The sequence below is a fragment of the Pseudoalteromonas sp. Z9A6 genome, from assembly GCF_011378805.1.
In the GTDB taxonomy this organism is placed as follows: domain Bacteria; phylum Pseudomonadota; class Gammaproteobacteria; order Enterobacterales; family Alteromonadaceae; genus Pseudoalteromonas; species Pseudoalteromonas distincta.
The window spans coordinates 24,282-41,498 of record NZ_WTKZ01000022.1; the positions used below are offsets into that span (position 1 = coordinate 24,282).

18 protein-coding genes are annotated in these 17,217 nt (G+C 40.4%); 5 read left to right on the forward strand and 13 right to left on the reverse strand.

Annotated elements, in window-relative coordinates:
- Positions 1 to 150: 150 nt before the first annotated feature.
- Positions 151 to 1,347: a DcaP family trimeric outer membrane transporter gene (locus tag GQR53_RS10195; RefSeq protein ID WP_165743867.1), complete on the forward strand. Its 1,197-nt coding sequence runs from the start codon at positions 151 to 153 to the stop codon at positions 1,345 to 1,347.
- A gap of 219 nt (positions 1,348 to 1,566) precedes the next feature.
- The gene (locus GQR53_RS10200; RefSeq protein WP_165743868.1) at positions 1,567 to 3,690 is read left to right on the forward strand and encodes a TonB-dependent siderophore receptor; all 2,124 of its coding nucleotides are present in this window, start codon (positions 1,567 to 1,569) and stop codon (positions 3,688 to 3,690) included.
- Between the two features lie 189 nt (positions 3,691 to 3,879).
- On the opposite strand, the gene recA is transcribed toward GQR53_RS10200, so the two are convergent.
- Both recA and GQR53_RS10210 read right to left on the reverse strand, forming a co-directional pair.
- A complete protein-coding gene (gene recA / locus GQR53_RS10205) occupies positions 3,880 to 4,923 on the reverse strand; it encodes a recombinase RecA (RefSeq protein WP_002958952.1) in 1,044 nt (347 codons plus the stop codon).
- 67 nt (positions 4,924 to 4,990) lie between these two features.
- A complete protein-coding gene (locus GQR53_RS10210; protein ID WP_165743869.1) occupies positions 4,991 to 5,479 on the reverse strand; it encodes a nicotinamide-nucleotide amidohydrolase family protein in 489 nt (162 codons plus the stop codon).
- Positions 5,480 to 5,500: 21 nt separating this feature from the next.
- Between GQR53_RS10210 and mutS the strand changes: the two genes are divergently transcribed.
- A complete protein-coding gene (mutS, locus tag GQR53_RS10215; RefSeq protein WP_165743870.1) occupies positions 5,501 to 8,086 on the forward strand; it encodes a DNA mismatch repair protein MutS in 2,586 nt (861 codons plus the stop codon).
- Between the two features lie 253 nt (positions 8,087 to 8,339).
- Here the strand turns inward: mutS and rpoS are convergent, their stop codons facing one another.
- The 11 genes from rpoS to GQR53_RS10270 form a co-directional block, all read right to left on the reverse strand.
- A complete protein-coding gene (gene rpoS, locus GQR53_RS10220) occupies positions 8,340 to 9,314 on the reverse strand; it encodes an RNA polymerase sigma factor RpoS (RefSeq protein WP_024604081.1) in 975 nt (324 codons plus the stop codon).
- Positions 9,315 to 9,349: 35 nt separating this feature from the next.
- Positions 9,350 to 10,174, reverse strand: a complete 825-nt coding sequence (locus GQR53_RS10225; RefSeq protein WP_165743871.1) for a peptidoglycan DD-metalloendopeptidase family protein — start codon at positions 10,172 to 10,174, stop codon at positions 9,350 to 9,352.
- 40 nt (positions 10,175 to 10,214) lie between these two features.
- Complete coding sequence (locus GQR53_RS10230) at positions 10,215 to 10,793, reverse strand: YqaA family protein (protein WP_165743872.1); 579 nt, start codon at positions 10,791 to 10,793, stop codon at positions 10,215 to 10,217.
- Positions 10,794 to 10,802: 9 nt separating this feature from the next.
- On the reverse strand, positions 10,803 to 11,441 hold the full coding sequence (locus tag GQR53_RS10235; RefSeq protein ID WP_165743873.1) for a protein-L-isoaspartate(D-aspartate) O-methyltransferase: 639 nt from the start codon (positions 11,439 to 11,441) through the stop codon (positions 10,803 to 10,805).
- Positions 11,431 to 12,195: a 5'/3'-nucleotidase SurE gene (gene surE, locus GQR53_RS10240; protein WP_024600608.1), complete on the reverse strand. Its 765-nt coding sequence runs from the start codon at positions 12,193 to 12,195 to the stop codon at positions 11,431 to 11,433. The genes GQR53_RS10235 and surE overlap by 11 nt, the downstream gene beginning before the upstream one ends.
- Positions 12,176 to 13,228, reverse strand: a complete 1,053-nt coding sequence (locus tag GQR53_RS10245; RefSeq protein WP_165743874.1) for a tRNA pseudouridine(13) synthase TruD — start codon at positions 13,226 to 13,228, stop codon at positions 12,176 to 12,178. Before GQR53_RS10245 ends, surE begins: the two co-directional genes overlap by 20 nt.
- Entirely contained in the window at positions 13,225 to 13,722 is a 498-nt protein-coding gene (gene ispF, locus GQR53_RS10250; protein ID WP_024604077.1) for a 2-C-methyl-D-erythritol 2,4-cyclodiphosphate synthase, read from the reverse strand. Before ispF ends, GQR53_RS10245 begins: the two co-directional genes overlap by 4 nt.
- The gene (gene ispD / locus GQR53_RS10255) at positions 13,719 to 14,420 is read right to left on the reverse strand and encodes a 2-C-methyl-D-erythritol 4-phosphate cytidylyltransferase (protein ID WP_165743875.1); all 702 of its coding nucleotides are present in this window, start codon (positions 14,418 to 14,420) and stop codon (positions 13,719 to 13,721) included. Before ispD ends, ispF begins: the two co-directional genes overlap by 4 nt.
- Positions 14,410 to 14,697 (reverse strand): cell division protein FtsB, encoded by a 288-nt coding sequence (gene ftsB / locus GQR53_RS10260; protein ID WP_002958963.1) that lies wholly within the window; start codon positions 14,695 to 14,697, stop codon positions 14,410 to 14,412. The genes ispD and ftsB overlap by 11 nt, the downstream gene beginning before the upstream one ends.
- A 37-nt stretch (positions 14,698 to 14,734) precedes the next feature.
- Positions 14,735 to 15,370 carry a hypothetical protein gene (locus GQR53_RS10265; RefSeq protein WP_165743876.1) on the reverse strand — a complete coding sequence of 212 codons (636 nt, stop codon included), beginning with the start codon at positions 15,368 to 15,370 and terminating at the stop codon, positions 14,735 to 14,737.
- A 75-nt stretch (positions 15,371 to 15,445) separates the two neighbouring features.
- The gene (locus GQR53_RS10270; RefSeq protein ID WP_024596335.1) at positions 15,446 to 15,925 is read right to left on the reverse strand and encodes a DUF2947 domain-containing protein; all 480 of its coding nucleotides are present in this window, start codon (positions 15,923 to 15,925) and stop codon (positions 15,446 to 15,448) included.
- Between the two features lie 60 nt (positions 15,926 to 15,985).
- Between GQR53_RS10270 and GQR53_RS10275 the strand changes: the two genes are divergently transcribed.
- Positions 15,986 to 16,225, forward strand: a complete 240-nt coding sequence (locus GQR53_RS10275) for a DUF1653 domain-containing protein (protein WP_039486721.1) — start codon at positions 15,986 to 15,988, stop codon at positions 16,223 to 16,225.
- A 52-nt stretch (positions 16,226 to 16,277) separates the two neighbouring features.
- On the forward strand, positions 16,278 to 17,123 hold the full coding sequence (locus GQR53_RS10280) for a MoxR family ATPase (protein WP_165743877.1): 846 nt from the start codon (positions 16,278 to 16,280) through the stop codon (positions 17,121 to 17,123).
- Positions 17,124 to 17,217 lie beyond the last annotated feature (94 nt).

Below are 17,217 nucleotides of genomic sequence, written 5' to 3' on the forward strand. Positions count from 1 at the left end.
AAGCTTTATTTAACGAATGAAAACAATATGTGTATTGAGAAGCCAAACTAACACCCTTTTTTATTCGTAAGAAATACTAGTAGCAAGTAATACAACCTTACATGAAAAAAAAAAGCAACAAACAACAAGTAGCCTATAAAGGACACCACAATGAAATTTACCCCATTAAAAACATTAGCAGCAAGCGCTGTATTATGTGCACTAACAAGCACTGCTTATGCAGCGACTGCCGCAAAAATTGGTGATACGGAATTTACTTACGGTGGATACATTAAACTCGACTCTATGTGGAGTGATTATTCAGCGGGTGCGCCTGCAGGCTCAAACGTAGGTCGTGATTTTTACGTACCAAGTACACTTACTGTTGGTGATGACAATGACTCTGATGCTGTATTTGATATGCATGCACGTGAATCTCGCTTTAACTTTGGTACTTCAACGTTAATGGATAACGGTAAAACAGTAAAAACCAAAATTGAGTTAGACTTTTTAGCATCAGCGCCTGGTGGCAATGAACGTGTATCTAACTCTTACGCTCCACGTGTACGTCATGCATTTATTAGCTACGATGGCTGGTTATTTGGCCAAACATGGTCTAACTTTCAAAACGTTGGCGCACTACCTGAAGCACTTGATTTTATAGGCCCAGCAGAGGGCACAGTGTTTGTACGCCAAACTCAAGTTAAATACACTACTGGCGCTTGGTCTTTCTCATTAGAAAATCCAGAAAGTACCATTACTACAGGTTTTACTACAAACCCACAGGGTATTAAAAGTTCATCAATGGCTGTAACCGACGATGCTTCACTTCCTGACTTTACTGCACGTTATACCCATAAAGCTGACTGGGGTAATTTAGTAGTTGCTGCACTTGCCCGTCAACTTACTTATAAAGTAGGTGCTATTGATGCCGATGAAACATCATTTGGTGTTAGTGCATCGGGTATGGTTAAACTAGGCGAAGACAACTTTAAGTTTATGCTTACACAAGGTAAAGGCTTAGGCCGTTATGTTGGTGTTAATGTAGCCCATGGTGCAGTACTCAATGGCGATGATTTAGATGCTATTGATTCAACTTCTGGTTTTGTTGCTTACCAGCACAAGTGGACAAGCCAATGGCGTTCAACGTTCTTATATTCATTCTTCAGTGCTGATAACAACACTGATTTATTAGCTATTTCTGGTGATCCGACTGAATCAAGCCAAAGCTATAGCGCTAACATTCTATACTCACCGGTTAAACGTCTAACTTTTGGTGCTGAGCTAAAGCATGCTGAGCGTGAAACTGAAAGCGGCGTTGATGGCGATTTAGACCGCTTACAGTTTTCTGTTAAATACTCTTTTTAATAGCTAAAAAGCTAACTACTTTAAAAAGCGGCCTAGGCCGCTTTTTTTATAAGCGAGATTGAGTTCTATATAATTCATCAATTCGTACCTAAAATCTTTATATGTGGCGCTAAAATCCAAAAAAATAGAATTATTATTGATAAAAACACCAAACACAATTGCAAATCGATATCATTTAGATTAAGTTACACACTTCTTTTGAACTAACTGGAAAAACTTATGTCGTCCCCTCAAGTTTTGCGTTTATCTAAACTAAGCTTTGCTACTTCTTTAATTTTATCTGGTTATGCACTTGCTGATGAGGCAAATGTAAAATCTGAACCTCTCGAAAAAATTGCGGTATATGGTCAGCATCATAAAAACTACATAACTGAAGATGCACAATCTGCTACAAAATTAGGCCTATCAATTAAAGAAACGCCGCAAAGTATTTCCGTTGTTTCTCGTGCATTAATGGACGACTTTTCACTAGACGATATAAACTCAGTACTTGAAAGCACGCCAGGCGTAACAGTAGAGCAAATAGAAACAGATCGTACTTACTTTAAGGCCCGTGGTTTTGAAATTACGAACTTTCAAGTTGATGGCTTAGGGATCCCACAAAGCTCAGGCTCTATTCAAGGTAGTCTTGATACATCAATTTATGACCGTGTAGAGATAGTTCGCGGTGCTAATGGTTTAATGACCGGCGCTGGTAATCCTTCTGCAACTGTAAACATGGTTTTAAAAAAGCCAACTTATACAACACAGGCAAATGCATCAGCATCTTATGGCTCATGGAATAAAAAACGTTTAGATTTAGATGTATCTACGCCAATAAATGAAGACCACGCTGTACGCGCTGTATTTACAAAGCAAAAAGCTGACTCATATTTAGATCGCTACGAAACAGATAAAACCATTGTTTACTTAGCCTACGAAGGCAAATTAACAGACAACACATTATTAAGCGTTAACTACGTTAACCAACAAAAAGACGCAGATAGCCCGCTGTGGGGTGCACTACCTCTTTATTATACAGACGGAACAGCAACCGATTACGACGAATCAACCAGCACCGCTGCTGACTGGTCTTACTGGGATAACAGTGCTGAGCAAGTATATGTAACACTTGAACAAAACTTATCGGCAACATGGGTAGCTAGAGCACGTTATGCTCACATCGAAAACGAACAAGACTCAGAGTTGTTCTACGTATACGGCACCCCTGATAAAGATACTGAACTTGGTTTAACAGGTTATGCTAGCCGTTATGATTACGAAGATAAGCATGACTTATTTGATTTATATGCCAGTGGTAAGTTTAATTTATTTGGCCAAGAGCACGACCTATCATTTGGTGTTAGCCAAGCTAAAATGGATTACAACGAGCAGTCTCTTTACGATTACACTACAGGCAATGGTTTTCCAGATATGCCATCACTTAAAACGTGGGATGGTGTAGTACCAGAGGCAACACTTGCTGATGGCTTAGATGGTAGTGATATTACTAACGAGCAAAAATCAGCTTACATATCTACTCGCATTAAATTAAGTGAGCCTTTAAGTGTGCTCGCTGGTGTGCGTTATACCGATTGGAAAACAAAAGGGAGTGCTTACGGTGTTGAACAAACAAGAAGCGACTCTGAAGTTATTCCTTATATTGGCACGGTGTACGACTTTAACGAGTCTCTATCAGCTTATGCAAGCTACACAGAAACATTTGTACCGCAAAAAGAGCTTGATATTAATGCCAACCAATTAGCTCCCGTAATAGGTAAAAGCAGTGAAGTTGGTATAAAAGCACAGTTACTTGATGACCAAATTTTCGTAACTTTTGCTTACTTCGATGCAAAGCAGGAAGGGCTTGCCATAGCTTTACCCGACTCACTACCTAGTGATACGCGTTATTATGCAGCAAATGGTATTAACAGCAACGGCTTTGAAGTTGAACTAAGTGGTCGAATAACAGATGATTTAAGCGCAAGTGTAAGTTTTAGTAACCTAACTATTGATGGTGATGATTTAGTTAAAGATTACACACCTGAAAATCAACTTAAAGTGGCCGCAACCTACCAAGTACCTTTAGTTGATGGTTTATCATTTGGTGCAAACTATCGCTGGCAGGATTCAACTAGCCGAGTTCAAGTCGAAGATACAAATGGTATTGCAAGCGTCACTACTCACCAAGATGCATACGGGTTACTTGATTTAATGGCCACTTACGAAATTACAGATAACGTAGGAGTCACTTTCAACGTAAATAACACCACCGGTGAAAAATATTTGCACAGCCTGTACTGGGCACAAGGTTACTACGGTGCACCTCGTAACTACGCCCTATCTGTAAACTGGCAATTATAAATATATTTGATTAATTAAAGACTCTAGATTTTTTTCTATTGAATTAAAAAACGACACATTTTTAATGTGTCGTTTTTATTTTATCTAACCTGATGTAAGTTTTTAATAACAAAAAAGCGCTAATCATTACTGATTAGCGCTTTTCAAAGCTCGGGTCAAATCAAGCTTAAAAACTCATTTGGGTGCAGTTTAAAGGTCTGGATCGTCGCCTAACTTATCTTCACCGTCTTCAGGTTCAATAGTTGCTTTTAGTAAAAGCATTTCGCGTAACTTACCTTCAATCTCATCTGCAATTTCTGGGTTTTCTTTCAAAAACTTAATTGAGTTAGATTTACCTTGGCCAACCTTGTTGCCACTGTAACTGTACCAAGCACCTGCTTTTTCAACAATTTTATGCTTAACACCTAAATCAATTAACTCGCCTTGCTTAGAAATACCTTCGCCATACATGATGATAAATTCAGCTTGTTTAAATGGCGGCGCTACTTTGTTTTTAACAATTTTAACGCGGGTTTCGTTACCAACAACTTCATCACCTTCTTTCACCGAACCAATACGACGAATATCAATACGTACCGATGCGTAAAACTTAAGTGCATTACCACCCGTTGTTGTTTCTGGATTACCAAACATAACACCAATTTTCATACGGATTTGGTTAATGAAAATACATAACGTGTTAGAGCGTTTAATATTACCAGTAAGCTTACGTAATGCTTGTGACATTAAACGTGCTTGCAAGCCCATGTGCGAGTCGCCCATGTCGCCTTCAATCTCAGCTTTTGGTGTAAGTGCAGCAACCGAGTCAATAATAACAACGTCTACTGCGCTTGAACGTACTAACATGTCACAAATTTCTAGTGCTTGCTCACCTGTATCAGGTTGAGATACAAAAAGGTCATCAATATTTACACCTAGTTTTTGTGCATATACAGGATCTAGAGCATGCTCAGCATCAATAAAGGCACATGTTTTACCTTCTTTTTGAGCTTCTGCGATAACTTGTAAAGTAAGCGTTGTTTTACCAGATGACTCAGGACCATACACTTCAACAATACGTCCCATAGGTAAGCCACCTATGCCTAAGGCAATATCAATACCTAGTGAACCTGTAGATACAGATTCAATGTTTAACGCTTTGTTGTCACCCAATTTCATAATTGAGCCTTTACCAAATTGACGTTCAATTTGTGATAGTGCTGCGTCTAACGCTTTTTGTTTGTTATCGTTCATTTTGTTCTCCAATCCAGCTAATGCGAACAAGTATACTGTATGAAATCACAGTATCAAGCTAATTTTTTCATTTTATCTCATCTATTACACTTTTTAATGCAAATACAATAGCTTGCAGTCTTACTTGAGCCCTATCACCAGTAAATATTTGTTTAAAGGTCAGTACTTTGTCATTAATTTGCATGCCAAACCATACAAGTCCAACAGGTTTACCTTCTGTTGCCCCGCCAGGCCCTGCAATGCCCGATACAGCTATGGATATATTAGCATTTGTTGCTTTAATAGCACCTACTGCCATTTCATGGACTGTTTGCTCGCTCACAGCACCGTATTGATTTAATGTACTAGCACTAACATTGAGCAAATCTTGCTTTGCTTGGTTACTATAAGTGACAAATGCACGGTCGATATAAGCTGAACTTCCAGGTGTATCGGTAAGCGCATAACTCACTCCGCCACCAGTACATGACTCAGCAGTAGTGATCCATAAGCATTTATCCGTTAAAATAGCGCCTAATTGCGCAGCAAGTGTTTTAATCTCTTGATGTAATTCCATATTCAGCCTTTGGGTAAATACATGTCGTTTGATCTTTATGCACCACACACTATAAAACAACAAACCCCTATGATGCAGCAGTATCTAAAAATAAAATCAGAGCATCGCGATATTTTATTGTTTTATCGTATGGGCGATTTTTACGAACTTTTTTTTGATGACGCTAAACGCGCCGCTCAATTACTCGATATTTCGCAAACTCATCGTGGTAAAGCTGGCGGCGATCCTATCCCTATGGCGGGCGTACCCTACCATGCGGTAGAAAACTACTTAGCACGTCTAGTCCAAATGGGTGAATCAGTCGCTATCTGCGAACAAGTGGGTGACCCCGCAACCAGTAAAGGCCCCGTTGATCGAAAAGTAGTGCGTATAGTTACACCCGGTACAATTTCTGATGAAGCGCTTTTACAAGAGCGTCAAGACAATCTCCTTACCAGTGTTTGGCAAAGTAAAAAAGGCTTATACGGTATTGCTTATTTAGACATTAACTCTGGTCGTTTTAATATTGTCGAAGTAAATACCGACGAAGCCTTTAGCTCAACTATTCAACGCCTATCACCAGCAGAACTTCTGTATAGCGAAAGCTTTGAGAACATTCATTTAATTGAACATATAAAAGGTGCCCGCCGTCGCCCAGAATGGGAGTTCGATTTAGATACGGCTCAGCACTTATTATGCGATCAATTTGGTACTAAGGATTTAGTGGGTTTTGGGGTAGATAAAGCCCACAGCGCGCTTGTTGCTGCAGGTTGTTTAATGCAATACGTAAAAGATACACAACGTATTGCATTGCCGCATATTCGTGCAATTACGCTTGAGCACAACGAGCATGCAGTTATTTTAGATGCCGCAACACGTAAAAATTTAGAGCTTACCGTTAATCTATCGGGCGGGTTTGAAAATACACTTGCTCAAGTACTTGATAAAACAGCAACGCCAATGGGTTCTCGCTTACTTAAGCGCCGTATTCATACACCAATTCGTAATAAAGACGAGCTAAATTCACGTTTAAATGCAATTAGTGCAATTTTAGACGTACAACTTTGCGGTGAATTACACGAATCATTAAAAGAAATTGGTGATGTAGAACGTGTTATTGCACGCCTAGCTTTATGCACAGCTCGCCCGCGCGACTTAACTCGCCTGCGTAGTGCTCTACAAGCACTTGCACCACTGCATACTTTGTTAGCTGACGCTAACGATCCTCGTATAGCAGGTATTATCAAGCACTCGCCTGAACTCCCTGATTTACGAGAATTATTAGAACGTGCAGTTATCGATAACCCACCGGTACTAATTCGTGACGGTGGTGTTATTGCCCCTGGTTACAACAGTGAGCTTGATGAGTGGCGTAACTTAAGCAAAGGTGCCACCGATGTACTTGAACAGCTTGAACAACGCGAGCGTGAACGTACAGGAATTAGTACATTAAAAATTGGCTATAACCGAGTACACGGCTTTTTTATAGAAGTAAGTAGAGCTAACGCGCACTTAGTGCCAGCCGACTACATTCGTCGCCAAACGCTTAAAAATAACGAACGTTACATTATTCCAGAGCTTAAAGAGCACGAGGATAAAGTACTCGGTAGCCAATCAAAAGCTCTCGCGCTTGAAAAGCAATTATATGAAGAGCTATTTAGATTTATTGCTCCGCATATTGAGCAATTACAAATGATGGCTGCAGCACTGGCTGATCTGGACGTTTTAAACAATTTAGCTGAGCGTGCATTTGCACTCAATTATGCAAAACCACAATTGTGCGATAACGACAATATAAGCATTAAACAAGGTCGTCACCCTGTTGTTGAGCAAGTAATGAAAGAACCGTTTATTGCCAACCCTGTAGAGTTAAATTCTCAGCGTAAAATGCTAATTATTACCGGTCCAAACATGGGCGGTAAATCAACTTATATGCGCCAAACAGCACTTATTGTTCTAATGGCTCACATTGGCAGTTATGTGCCCGCTGACAGCGCTAAAATCGGTAATATCGACCGTATATTTACACGTATTGGTGCAAGCGATGATTTAGCATCAGGGCGTTCAACCTTCATGGTAGAAATGACCGAAACAGCAACGATTTTAAATAATGCGACGGCGCAGTCTTTAGTGTTAATGGATGAGATTGGTCGCGGTACAAGTACTTACGATGGACTCTCTCTTGCGTATGCAACAGCCGATCATTTAGCGTCAAAAATATCTGCTAAAACATTGTTTGCTACGCACTACTTTGAATTAACAGAACTTGCTGAGCAAACTACGGGCCTTGTAAACGTGCACCTTGATGCAATAGAGCATAACGACACGATTGCATTTATGCATACAGTTCTCGACGGTGCAGCAAGTAAAAGCTTTGGTTTGCAAGTAGCCGCTCTTGCAGGTGTGCCAAAAGCTGTGATTGCACAAGCAAAGCAAAAACTTAAGTTGCTTGAAAATCATCAAAGCGTTACTGCACCAAATACAGAGCAACAAGCCTTTACTTTTAATAACGAAATTGCACAAAGTACACCTTCAGAAGTTGAAGAGCAGTTAAGCGCAATCGACCCTGATAATTTATCGCCACGCCAAGCGCACGATTTGTTATATAAACTAAAAGCATTGCTGTAATTTATACCAACCTGCATAAATCTTTGATCAATTTAACGAATTAAATTGCACTATAACGTCGTTAAAAATTTTTTATTTAGAACAACTAGATACAAAAATTTTTGCCTAGTTCTAGCGTAATTTTCTTAACGTTAAATAGACCCCATATATAAGCAGATTAGTATTATATCATCTAATTTACAAGCATAAAAAAAGCCGAAGAATAAACTCTTCGGCTTTTTAACACACATAGTCTCTTAAACTATTTAACTAGTTACGAAAACTGATTAAACAAGCTATCTGTACTTAAACCTTCTTGTTGCAAAATGTCTTTTAGACGACGTAATGCCTCTACCTGAATTTGTCTTACACGCTCACGTGTTAAGCCTATCTCACGACCTACATCTTCAAGTGTTGATGGCTCATAACCAAGCAATCCAAATCGACGTGCCAATACTTCACGTTGTTTAGGGTTTAATTCTCCTAACCAGTCTACAATATGTTTATTAATATCATTATTTTGTACTTCGCCTTCAGGGCCAGCACTTTTTTCATCTGGGATGATATCAAGTAGTACACTGTCGTTTTCGACACCAATAGGCATGTCTACTGATGCAATTCTTTCGTTTAAACGTAGCATTTTAGTAACGTCTTCAACGGGTCTATCTAGGCAAGCTGCAATTTCGTCAGCTGTTGGCTCATGGTCAAGCTTTTGAGTTAACTCACGTGCTGTACGCAGGTAAACATTAAGTTCTTTAACTACATGAATAGGTAAGCGAATGGTACGCGTTTGGTTCATAATGGCACGTTCAATTGTTTGACGTATCCACCATGTAGCGTAAGTAGAGAATCTAAATCCACGCTCAGGGTCAAATTTTTCAACTGCGCGAATTAAGCCTAAATTACCTTCTTCAATTAAATCGAGTAGAGCAAGGCCGCGATTATTGTAGCGACGTGCTATTTTAACAACCAAACGTAAATTACTTTCAATCATACGTTTACGTGAGGCTTCACAGCCTCGAAGTGATTTGCGAGAAAAAAACACTTCTTCTTCAGCACTAAGCAAAGGAGAAAAACCAATTTCGCCTAAATAAAGTTGAGTTGCGTCAAGATTTTTAGTTACTTCTTCTTTAGCAAAGATTTCATCGTCGTCCATTTTATCTAGTAGAGCGGTGCTTTCATCAACATCGATGTCACCGAATTTTTCGTCAGTCATAGTGTGTTTGTCAAGTTTTGCTGCGCTAGCCATGAGCCTTCTCCCGAGCAATTATCAATACCTGAAAATTAGGGTAGATACTTAGCAGGATTGACAGCTTGTCCTCGGTAGCGAATTTCAAAGCGAAGCGCGGTGACCGGAGATTCTGAATTACCAATTTCTGCTATTTTTTGTCCTGCCTTAACCTTCTGCTTTTCTTTAACAAGTAATTTCGAGTTATGTGCATAAGCACTTAGGTAATCATCATTATGTTTCAATATGATTAAACTACCATAACCTCGAAGGGCGTTACCCGCGTACACTACAGTTCCTTGTGCCGCAGCTAAGACTGAAGCCCCTTTGCGATTAGTAATCTGTAAACCTTTATAACCGTTTTCCTTATTAGAGAAGCGTTTGGTAATTTTGCCCTTTGCAGGCCAAAACCACTTAACTTTACTGCTCGACAAGCGTTTAGTATTACTAATTTTGTTACTGGCTTGTTTCTGAACATACTCTCGTTGTTTTGGGGGATCAAGCTCTTTCTTTAAAATTATGTTATTTTTTTGTGGTTTTTTTATAGACTTTTTACTCGAATTCGTATAATTTCCATCCCTTTTTGTTTTTTCGGGCTTGGGGATTAAGGAGATGTTTTGCCCAGGAAAAATTATATAAGGTGATGAAATTGAATTGTTTTTTGCAAGTAATCTAAAGTCTTGCCCTGCACTAAAGGCAATAGAATAAAGCGTATCTCCTTTTTGTACTTTATAGCTAGCCCCATTAATGTTAATAGTATGACCTAAATTATTAACATTATTATTTAGGCTGCTAACAGGTGCAGGAACATGGCGAGAAGAACAACCAAAGAGAAAAATACTAATAAATATAGCTACATACAGTAAACACTGTTTATTCATTGTATTTTCCCCTAAATTAGAAAATTGATATTTTTAACGCTTAACGTAATAAAAAGTAAGCTAGCGCAATTAATATCACTAATCCCCAACCAAGTATTTCAATATACTGACGTAATTTTCGCTCCATTTGAGCTCCACCCCACTTCATTAAGGCTGAAACTAAAAAGAATCGCGCACCGCGTCCAATGGCTGATGCTATTAAAAATGGCAAAAATGCCATTTGTAAAACACCTGCGCCAATCGTAAATACCTTGTATGGTATTGGCGAAAAACCAGCTAAAAACACCACCCAAACACCGTAATCTTTAAACCAGTTTAGCGCTATATCAAACTTTTCTTGCCAGTGCATTTGTGCAATCAATGGCTCTACAACGGGTTCAAATAGCCAAAAGCCAAGCAAGTAACCAACCACCCCACCAATAACCGATGCTATCGTAGCAAAGCTTGCAAATCGCCATGCTTTGTTTGGTTGCGCAAGTGACATAGGTGCAAGCATTACATCGGGTGGTATCGGGAAAAAAACTGATTCTGCAAAGCTCATCGCAGCTAAGTAACGTTCCGCATGACGGTGTTTTGCCCACACTAGGGCCATATCGTATAACTTGGTAAACAACTTCAAAATGAATTCCTATTCAATATCGCCAGGTACTAACGGCACAAATCTAACGGGAGCAATAACATGCTCTTTATAATTATCGCCTTTGCGGATAACCATTACTAATTTTTGATCGCTCTCACCAATGGGCGCTAATAACACGCCACCATCGGCCAACTGAGCAAGTAAATCTTGCGGAACTTTAGAGGCCGCAGCAGTCACTATAATACCATCAAACGGCGCTTGTGATTGCCAGCCTTGCCAACCATCGCCATGCTTCATGGTTACATTATATAAATCGAGTTGCTGCAAACGTCTTTTTGCCTGCCACTGAAGTGTTTTAATACGCTCTACCGAGTAAACCTTTGCAAACGTTTTGGCCAATATTGCAGTTTGATACCCAGATCCTGTACCTATTTCTAGTACTTTATTGCGCACACCAGCTAAACGAAGTAGCTCTGTCATGCGCGCTACTATGTAAGGCTGAGAAATTGTTTGCCCTTGCCCAATAGGGAGCGCTGTATTTTCATAGGCTTTGTGTTTTAGCACATCATCTATAAAAAAATGGCGCGGAATATCAGCTATAGCACTAAGTACTTGCGTATCTTCAACACCTTCACGCTTTAGTAAGCCAGAAAGCGCTTTTGCACTGCGGGTATAATTAGCGAGCACGATTAATCTCCAAATCGGCTAACCATTCTCCTACTGCCTTTAAGCTATCTTTAGCTGTCATATCAACACTCAGTGGCGTAACTGAGGCATAGCCATTATTGATTGCGTAAAAGTCGGTGCCTTCACCAGCATCGCTTTCGGTGCCAAGCGATCCATACCAATAAATATCACGGCCCCAAGGATCGGTTTGTTTCGTCATCGTTTCGGCTTTATGACGAGCACCTAAACGTGTTACTTGCACCCCTTTTAATTCACTTAATGGAATATCTGGCACATTAATATTTATTATTTGATCTTTTGGAAGCGGATGCGAAGCCAAGCCTTTAATAATATTGACGGTAACTGCAGCGGCTGTTTCAAAATGATCGCCATTATGTGAGCAAAGCGATACCGCAATTGCAGGCAGACCTAAATGGCGACCTTCAGTTGCAGCGGCAACAGTACCGGAATAAAGCGTGTCATCACCCAAATTAGCACCATGGTTAATACCTGCAACAACTAGATCTGGCTTTTCATCAGCTAACTGATTTACACCTAAATGTACACAATCAGTGGGTGTGCCATTAACCGACATAAAACCATTTTCGAGTGTAGTTGCTCGTAGCGGGTTCATAAGTGTTAAAGAATTACTCGCGCCACTACAGTTGCGATCAGGTGCAACAAGGGTTACATCTGCAATTTGTATAAGCGCCTGATATAAAACCGCAATGCCTTTGGCATTTACGCCATCATCGTTACTTAACAGTATCTTCATTTATGCCATTATCCTTTTCTTTGCGCTCTCGAGGGCTAGCATCTGTGTAATCCACTAGCTCACGTAATAATGCGGTTGCAAAACACCCTTTTGGCAAACCAAAGCTTAGTTTTAGTGTGGTTTCATCAAGTGTTTCAACAGTTAAGTTTTGTGGAATTAAGCGCAGCATTCGGCGCTCATTTTTAAGGCCTAACTCACCTAAGCCATCACACCATGTTTGGAAAGGTTCGAGCCATATTTTTTCTTGTTCGGTTAAGCCTTTTTCGCTTTTTCCCACCATAGGTGCCGACATCATAATATCGCCGGTGGCTAATCGCTCTATGTTTTCGTCATTAATTGCATCTTCAAAAAATGCATTGCTGCCGCTGAGCATAAATACTTCACGGTGCATTGTTTTAGCTAAACCATGCTCTTTTACACGTAGGCTCACTAACTGATTAAATACATGCGATCGTGCTGCTGAAATAATAATACCGCGCAGCTTTTTATCGCGAATACGCTCACCGGCAAACATTTTTTCAGCCATAACTAAGTTATGACCACCATGACCAAAGCGCTGCTCGCCAAAGTAATTAGGCACACCTGCGCGCACGGCATTAATACGGCATAGAATATCAAGAGGGTTGGTTACGTTACGAAGTGTAATAGTAAATTTATTACCTTTGTGGCAGCCCGTACGTAACTTACGGTCGTGGCGCTGTTGCGACACAATAAAAATACTCTCACTATTTAAATCGCTAAAATCGATAGGCTTTTTAATCGGTACTTTTACACTAAACCACTGCGAGCACACGCCGTGGCGATCTTTCATGCCTGCATAGCTTACGTCTCGCGGTGAAACACCCGCACGCTGCGCAATTAGCTTTGCAACGTATTGCGTATTTTCGCCTTTTTTAACCACCTGCAAACACACGTGTTCGCCACTGCCGGTAAATTCTATACCTAAGTCTTCATCAACCATAAAGTCTTCAGCTGTGGTTTTAAAATCAGCTTTAGAAAGCGGCGCACCGTATAAATAATTTAAATCGCTCATGCGTTTTTTGTACTCGCAAGCTCTTTACTCATAATAACCACCGCATGGCTAGAAATACCTTCTTTGCGCCCTTCAAAGCCTAGCTTTTCGGTAGTAGTGGCTTTAACGTTAATTTGGCTAAGGTCGCAATTTAAATCGCTGGCTAAATTAGCGCGCATAGCTTGAATATGTGGCAACATTTTTGGTGCCTGAGCAACAATAGTCACATCACCATTACCAAGTACATAACCTTGCTCTTTAGCTAAGCCCACCACATGGCGAAGTAAAATACGGCTATCGATATTTTCATACTCACTTGCCGTATCGGGAAAGTGCTTACCAATATCACCCATTGCAAGTGAGCCTAAAATAGCATCGCATAATGCATGAATAGCAACATCACCATCTGAGTGCGCTAAAAAGCCCTGTGGGTAATCAATTTTTTCACCACAAATAGTTAACGGGCCTTCGCCGCCAAATTTATGTACGTCAAAACCATGGCCAATTCGTATCATAATCCACTCTCGTTTTGTTGTTTATGTAATAAAAACCCAGCCAGGTCTAAATCCTCTGGCGTGGTTATTTTAATATTATCGCTACGACCTGCTACAAGCTTAACCGGTTTACCCACCCACTCAATTGCACTGGCTTCATCGGTAATAGTAGCCCCGCTTGCTAATGCGTTTTGCAGTGCATTTTTAAGCTCGTCATATTTAAAAAACTGCGGGGTAAGTGCTTGCCATAAATCGTCTCGCGGCACCGTTTGTAGGGCATGAGTGTGGCCGCGTTTTATGGTGTCTTTTACTTTGCTAGCTAAAATACCGCCTTCATCAGCGCGTATACATTCATCAATTAAACGTTCTATATCACTAATATTAACTAACGGGCGTGCAGCATCATGTACAAGCACCCATGTAGGCGGGTTAGGCGCTAAAAAAAGTAAGCTATTAAGCACCGAGTCGGCTCGCTCTTTTCCGCCACTGGCTCGCACAATGCGATTATCAAGCAGTGGGAGTTCGTCAAAATAGGGGTCGCTGTCGCTAAGGGCAACAACAATAGTGCGTAATTGAGGTAATTGAGAAAGTTTAGCTAAGGTGTGTTCTAAAATGGTTTTACCGGCTAATTGTATATATTGCTTAGGCGCATTGTGCTGCATTCTACTGCCAACACCCGCCGCAGGTACAATTGCTGCAATAGTCTGTTTATTTGTCATATTGTTTGCCCGGTAAAACACGAATAAATGTTTCGTCCGGTTTAATCATTCCCAATTCGTTGCGTGCACGCTCTTCAATGCCTTCTTGACCAAGCTTTAAGTCTTCAATATCTGCTTTAAGTACTTTATTACGTTTAATGAGTTTTTCGTTGGTTTGATGATGCGACGTTACTGCACCTTTTAGTCGTGTGTAGTCTTGTAAACCATTATGACCAAACCATAACCTGTATTGTACAAACAGTGCTAAGCACAGTAAGCCAACTTGAAAAATACGCATTTAACACTCCTTATTTTAAATTCCAAATACCTTAACTTTAATACGCTAAGGGGCGCTTTAAATTGCGCCAATTAATACTACCCGCTAAAAGCATTTCGCGTAGTGATAAAACCCGTGGCATACAACGCTTCGAAAATTGCCACTGATGCCCGCAACATGCAGCGGTTAAACTCACTTTACTTGGCTTTATTAGCTGAGCATTTTGCTGCTCTAGCCCATTTCCTAAAAAATCAAACCAACCAAGCTCGTTACAATGCAGCTTATTTTCGCCTAACTGATCGATACTGTCTATTCTAAGACGCACCTGATCGTAGCCATGCAATATAACGGGCACTATAAGCCCCACTTTGGCATACGTTTGATAAAAAAGTTCATTAGCTTGAACATTCACATCTGGTGAGGTCGGTTTTTGCTTTTCGAGCCACGTACCATTTTGTGCATCAAGCGTAAAAGGCGTGTCACCATTGGCAACTAACGTTGCCGCTCGCTCAATATAATAAGGTAGGCTTTTTAACTGGCGGCGCAGTTTATCGGCATTAGGCTCTGCAACTAATCGCTGAACCTCACGCTGATAAAACGCATTGCACAATTGTGCATACAACACTTTTTGTGCATCAGTTTGCCAAATTTCAACTTGCTGTTGAGCACCAAGTGACTGATTTTTAGCGACCAAAAGCTGTACTCAAAAATATTCAGGTAAATGTTTTATAACACAGTATTGAATATTTTTTAAGCGCAGCGCACTATTTTAAGCGCTTGGCTTTTCACCTAATTTTGCTTTACCTGATTCTAAAAATTGCACAACCGTATTGCGCTTTTTACCAATCAATAAACTGCCATCAGCTAAAAACATAAAGTTTTGCCAATTGCGTTTAAATACATCAAACGTCGTTTCGATAATATTATCGCGTGCCATACAAAAATAAACCGTGGTGTTAGCTTCCCAATCTAAAAACGTTAAGATTGCTTCTGGTGGTTGCGCATCGCCATTTTCCCACGCATCTTGCCAATCTACTTCTTGGCTAAAGCTTTTTTCTTGACCACACCAATCGGTGTCTTCAAAAAAATCAGGGTGATCAAACTCACGGCTCACCATGGTTGTCCAAAGTACGGCTGCGCGCTCGTCGCTCATAGGCTTTATTTTTGCTGCGTCTTCATCAGATACAGGTAAATCTTTGTGGCGAAAAACCCACGCCTTTTTGTAATCATCTAAAGAAATATAGTTCATAGTATTGGCAAATTAGTTAACATTAAAAGTGCAAAGCCAAATTATACAAGAGATCAAAACATGACTACAGCAATAAAACCACTTTCCCTAAAACCAGGCATATACCAACACTACAAAGGCCCGCAATATAAAGTTATTCATGTTGCCACCCATAGCGAAACCGAGGAACAGCTTGTGATTTACCAAGCACTTTATGGTGAATTTGGTATATGGGCGCGCCCACTTAGTATGTTTTTAGAAACTGTTGAAAAAGAAGGTGAGGTCATACAGCGTTTTGCTTATATTGGACCTGCTGCTTAACTATGGCATTATAACAAAATAACTTACTGCTCAGACCAGACAAGGGTACACCGTGCAATTTAATTCAACTGACAATTACATAGCGAGTAGCGCGCTTAAACAAGCTGTAAATGCTGCCATTATGCTCGAAAAACCACTTTTAATTAAAGGCGAACCTGGCACAGGTAAAACCATGCTGGCTGAGGAGTTGGCTAAAAGCTTAGATACCACGCTTATTCAGTGGCATATAAAATCGACTACTAAAGCGCAGCAAGGCTTATACGAGTACGACGCGGTTTCGCGCCTGCGCGACAGTCAATTAGGTGACGAGCGTGTACACAATATTGGCAACTACATCGTTAAAGGTAAGCTTTGGCAGGCATTTACATATGCAGAGCTCAACGGTAAACGCCCAGTGCTTTTGATTGATGAAATAGACAAAGCCGACATAGAGTTCCCAAACGACTTACTACTTGAGCTCGATAAAATGGAGTTTCATGTTTATGAGACTAACGAGCGCATTGTCGCAAAAGAGCGCCCTATTGTAATCATCACATCAAATAACGAAAAAGAATTGCCGGACGCATTTTTACGCCGCTGCTTTTTTCATTACATTGATTTTCCTAGCAGCGACGAAATGCAGCAAATTATTGACGTGCACTACCCTAACGTTAAACAAGATTTAGTACGCCAAGCACTTGAAGTGTTTTTTAACCTGCGCGAAGCAAGCGGCCTTAAAAAGAAACCTTCTACCAGCGAATTACTCGACTGGTTAAAGCTTTTAATGGCTGAAGACATAGACGCTAAAACACTGCACGACAAAGCTAAAAAAGGCGGTTTAATGCCAATGTTTGGCGCTTTACTTAAAAATGAGCAAGACATAAGCCTAATCGAAAAGCTCGCGTTTATGAGCCGCTAGGGCCTGTTGACCTTTCAGGATTAAAATTTGTTCTAACTAGGGACGATTTTATCGTGGCGCGAGGTTTGTAACCTAGTGGGCTAAGTAAAAGCCG